The organism is Enterobacter sp. Lyrl_3, assembly GCF_051948675.1.
Taxonomy (GTDB): Bacteria; Pseudomonadota; Gammaproteobacteria; order Enterobacterales; family Enterobacteriaceae; genus Enterobacter; species Enterobacter cloacae.
In genome coordinates, this window is sequence record NZ_JAYJLI010000039.1 from 1 (window position 1) to 4,131 (window position 4,131).

At 54.0% G+C, this 4,131-nt stretch carries 5 protein-coding genes; all 5 read left to right on the forward strand.

Annotated features, from left to right (window positions below; translation table 11 throughout):
- The first annotated feature begins 51 nt into the window (after positions 1 to 51).
- A complete protein-coding gene (locus VF709_RS24560) occupies positions 52 to 714 on the forward strand; it encodes a hypothetical protein (protein ID WP_440232444.1) in 663 nt (220 codons plus the stop codon).
- Positions 711 to 1,016, forward strand: a complete 306-nt coding sequence (locus VF709_RS24565) for a hypothetical protein (RefSeq protein WP_440232441.1) — start codon at positions 711 to 713, stop codon at positions 1,014 to 1,016. Before VF709_RS24560 ends, VF709_RS24565 begins: the two co-directional genes overlap by 4 nt.
- An 89-nt stretch (positions 1,017 to 1,105) precedes the next feature.
- Positions 1,106 to 1,489: a hypothetical protein gene (locus VF709_RS24570; protein ID WP_440232442.1), complete on the forward strand. Its 384-nt coding sequence runs from the start codon at positions 1,106 to 1,108 to the stop codon at positions 1,487 to 1,489.
- Positions 1,482 to 2,129: a hypothetical protein gene (locus tag VF709_RS24575; protein WP_440232443.1), complete on the forward strand. Its 648-nt coding sequence runs from the start codon at positions 1,482 to 1,484 to the stop codon at positions 2,127 to 2,129. Before VF709_RS24570 ends, VF709_RS24575 begins: the two co-directional genes overlap by 8 nt.
- 10 nt (positions 2,130 to 2,139) lie before the next feature.
- A partial coding sequence (locus VF709_RS24580) for a DUF927 domain-containing protein (protein ID WP_440232445.1) occupies positions 2,140 to 4,131 on the forward strand: 1,992 nt, incomplete at its 3' end.

Sequence of the window (4,131 nt, forward strand, 5' to 3'; positions counted from 1 at the left end):
AGTTTCCTGGGTAAGGGTGCAGATTATATCGACTCGCAGGAACTGCTGGTGATGGTTAATGATGCACGTAAAGAGTGCGGGCAGAAACCGATTCGTAATAATGATTTTGTTGCCCGCATTAAAGATGAGCTTGCAGGGGAGGGTTACGAAACTTTCGTAACCCCTATGGACAGCAAAAAAGGTGGAGCAGATCAGGAAGTCATCGGAATGCGATATAAGCAGGCCCTCCGCGTTGCTGCTCGTGAGTCAAAAGCAGTGCGCCGCGGCCTGGTCGATAAGCTGGAAGCACGCTATCAACCGGTACCGGTTCAGCGTGAACTGTCCACCATGGAAATTCTCCAGATTGCGATGGCGTCAGAGCAGGGGCGACTGGCAGAGAAAGCCCGTGCTGACGAAGCTGAGCGTACCAAAGCCGAAATTGGCAGCCGTCGGGAAGCAACTGCAATGGCCACAGCATCTGCGGCCGTGCGGAAATCGAAACAGTTGGCCGAACGGCTGGGTGAATCAGAGAAGCATGCCACGGTGAAAGCGGTGAAGCAGGTCACCGATATTGAATATGGCTGGCGGCCGCTCAAAAAATGGTGTCAGGAGAATGGGGTTGAGCCTCATAAAGTGGCGGATGCACAGTTTGGCTTTGTCAAATCATGGCCACGTGAAGCCTGGCTTGCTGTGTATGGCGTGGATCTTACTGATTACTGGGGAGCAAAGGCATGAGCAGGATAGAACAATTACTTTCTCGCTGCGATTTGGGTAAAGAAGATGATGAATCACTGACGGCGATCCGCATGCATTCCGAGGGTGCTTACGAGGGCATCATGTCCGGACTGGGGTCTGTCGGCAATATCGTGTTCTGGGCCTGTGATAACAAAAACTACACCGATGATATGGCGCGGGAGGATCTGCATAATCTGGGTGAAATGCTGATGTATTTACCGGGTATCGCACAGGCGCTGAAATTTAACGCTGATGAAGCTGACTTTAATATCAGTGAGCGCAGGCTAAAGTCCGGTAAATAGTTTCTATATTATCAGATAACGCTTATCCATAAATTAACGGCCATCAGGTCGGGAGATTACTCGCCCCGATGGCAGGAGAAACAATAATTATGAGCCAGTCAAATAATTCTCTTGAATTAAACCGAAAGCATATCGCTGATGCTTTTATCCATTATTGCCGTCTGCGTAACAGCGGTTCCGCAGTTCTTAATCTCATGGTGAAAAAACAGGTAGTGGCGCTGGATAACCTGACGGCGCAGGCGGTATCGAACTGCCTTATCAACAGTATTGAGCTCCAGTGTCTCCGTAAGTTTGGCCGCGATAAGGGGCTGTCAGTGCTGAGCGATACGTACGCCGGGATGCTGAGCAAAGACAACAGTCGCCTTACGTCCGAAGGGGTTGAGTTTATGAATGAGGTGATGAAGGAAGCGGTGACCGCGGCACTGGAAAACCCGAAAGATAATAACTTTGGACTGGAGATTTATCATGCGTAAAACAGATAATAATTATTTTTCGGGCGACAACAGCCAGACAGATAAATATATCCTGATGAGTCGTCTGGAGGCAGAAAAAAACTTTGTTCTTTATTTTCACCGAAAGCAGAACAACTCCAATGTGATCGTTCCGGAAACGGATATTCAGAAACTCGACAGCGGGGAGTATGACAACGATTTAGTGGAGGGGCTGCGTCCGGTCGCTGCCATCTGGTGCGGTATGCACAGCGGATGCCTGGTCGTGACGGATGAGCAAAATCTTGTGCTCTGGCGCTGGGTTGTGGCTGCTGTGTATGTCTGCGAGATGTTCGATACCAACGGTGCCGTCGAAGTGAAAAATGAGCAGGGAGAGCCGGAGGACGTCGCCATTTATAGCGGTGAACAGGGCGGCATTGTCATTTACCCGTGGTCGGAACGTTTTGCCCTGGCAAACCATGTTGAGGGACTGGCATATGAAATGTTCCCTGCGAATAAAGCGCCTGAAATGGCTGCGGCAATTTACCGGAGCATGGTCGACATCAGCCCTGTCACAGGCATCGATATGTCCGAAGAGGGGCTAAAAGGCATGGCGCTTCTTCACGACAGCTTTATTGAAACGCTCAAAACGGAAGGCATTCCGGCAGCGCCAGTGGCTCACTGAGGGGCAAATGATGAAGAACGCACCGAACCTGAACAAACTGCCGTCAGATCCGTTTACCGAGGCAATTATCTTTGCCGGGGAAAAGGCATGGACCTTCGCTGAGGACTGGCAGCGCCACAATACAATCGGCGACACGATCCCGCCGGTTTATCTCGGTAAAAAGCAGCTCGAAGAACTGCACAATCTGAACATCGTTGACGCCGCTCGGCGCTATGTCCGGGTCTACCGGGCCGGGGCAATATCCGAAAAGCACCTCAGCCTTATCGCCACGAAGCTTGCGCTCGCCGGTGTACAGGAGGCTCGCTTTTATTCCGAAAGCCAGGAGGTGCTGGAGGACTGGACGGCGCGACTGCCTTCACTAAAGGCAGATGCTGAGCAGGGGAATAGTGTGGTGGTCTCTCTGCCCGTCAAAGGAAAAAAACACCCGGCTGTGACCGATGATGATCTTAAACCCCGGATTGAAAGCCGTGACGACGGGGTGTACTGGGTAACACCAAAAGTGGACAAGGAAAGCGGTGGAGTGACCCTCAATGAGAGCTGGCTATGCTCCCCGCTGGACGTGATGAGCATCGGCTCAGACGGCAAGGACCGCTATCTGATCCTGCGCTGGCAGCCCGAAGGTGAAGATGTGCCGGTTATCCGTGCCATTCCTCAGGCGGATATCGGTGAACGGGAAGGCTGGCGTACCCTTAAGGGCGGCGGGGTCAACGTCACCACAAAAAGTAACCTGCGGGCTACCCTGGCCGACTGGATGCAGCGAAGCGGCAGCGGGCAGCTCTGGCGCGTCGCTCACGCCACTGGCTGGCAGTGCGGCGCCTACATTATGCCGGATGGTGAAATTATCGGAAGGCCTGAACACCCGGTGCTCTTTAATGGACGCAGTTCTGCCGCCGCGGGCTACACCATGAAGGGGGATGCTGAGAGCTGGCGTAACAGCGTGGCGCGCCTTGCCAGCGGCAATTACTCCATGATGACTGCTATGGCGGCAGCGCTGGCAGCACCTCTTATTGGCCTTACTGGTGCCGACGGTTTCGGCATTCACTTTTACGAGCAGTCCAGTGCCGGAAAAACAACCACAGCAAACGTGGCCTCCAGCCTTTACGGCAATCCGGACATGCTGCGGCTTACGTGGTACGGAACGGCGCTGGGGCTGGCGAATGAGGCCGCTGCGCACAATGACGCGCTGATGCCGCTGGATGAAATCGGGCAGGGAGCTGACCCCGTGGAGGTGTGGAAATCCGCCTATGCACTGTTCAACGGTACCGGGAAACTACAGGGAGCGAAAGAGGGCGGAAACCGGGAACTGAAACGCTGGCGTACCGTTGCCATCAGTACCGGTGAAGTGGATATGGAAACATTTGTCGCCGGCGCCGGGCGAAAGGCCAAGGCCGGCCAGCTGGTACGCCTGCTGAATATCCCGATGAGCCGGGCGGTACGTTTCCATGGCTACAAAAACGGCAAACAGCATGCCGATGCCATCAGGGATGCATACCAGAATAACCACGGTGTTGCCGGGCGTGACTGGGTGCGGTGGCTTGCTGAGCATCGTGATGAAGCCGTGGCGGCGGTGCGTTCAGCCGAGGAACGCTGGCGAAATCTTATTCCTGCTGATTATGGCGAGCAGGTTCACCGCGTGGGCTCACGATTTGCCATTCTGGAAGCTTCACTGTTGCTGGGCAGGGTGATTACCGGCTGGGATGAGCAGACCTGTCGTGATGCCATTCAGCACAGTTATAACGCCTGGATTGGTGTGTTCGGTACAGGAAACAAAGAAATTGAGCAGATTATCGAACAGGCGGTGCAGTTCCTCAGCACCTTCGGGATGCGCCGGTTTGCTCCTTTACCCTACGACGAGCAAAGTCTGCCAATTAACGAACTGGCGGGCTACCGGAGTAAGGGGGGGCATACGGATGACCCTCTGCTGTTTTATGTATTACCGGCGGTGTTTAAAGCGGAAGTAGCGAAGGGGTTCGATAGCGGTCAGTTTGCACGCACTCTGTGT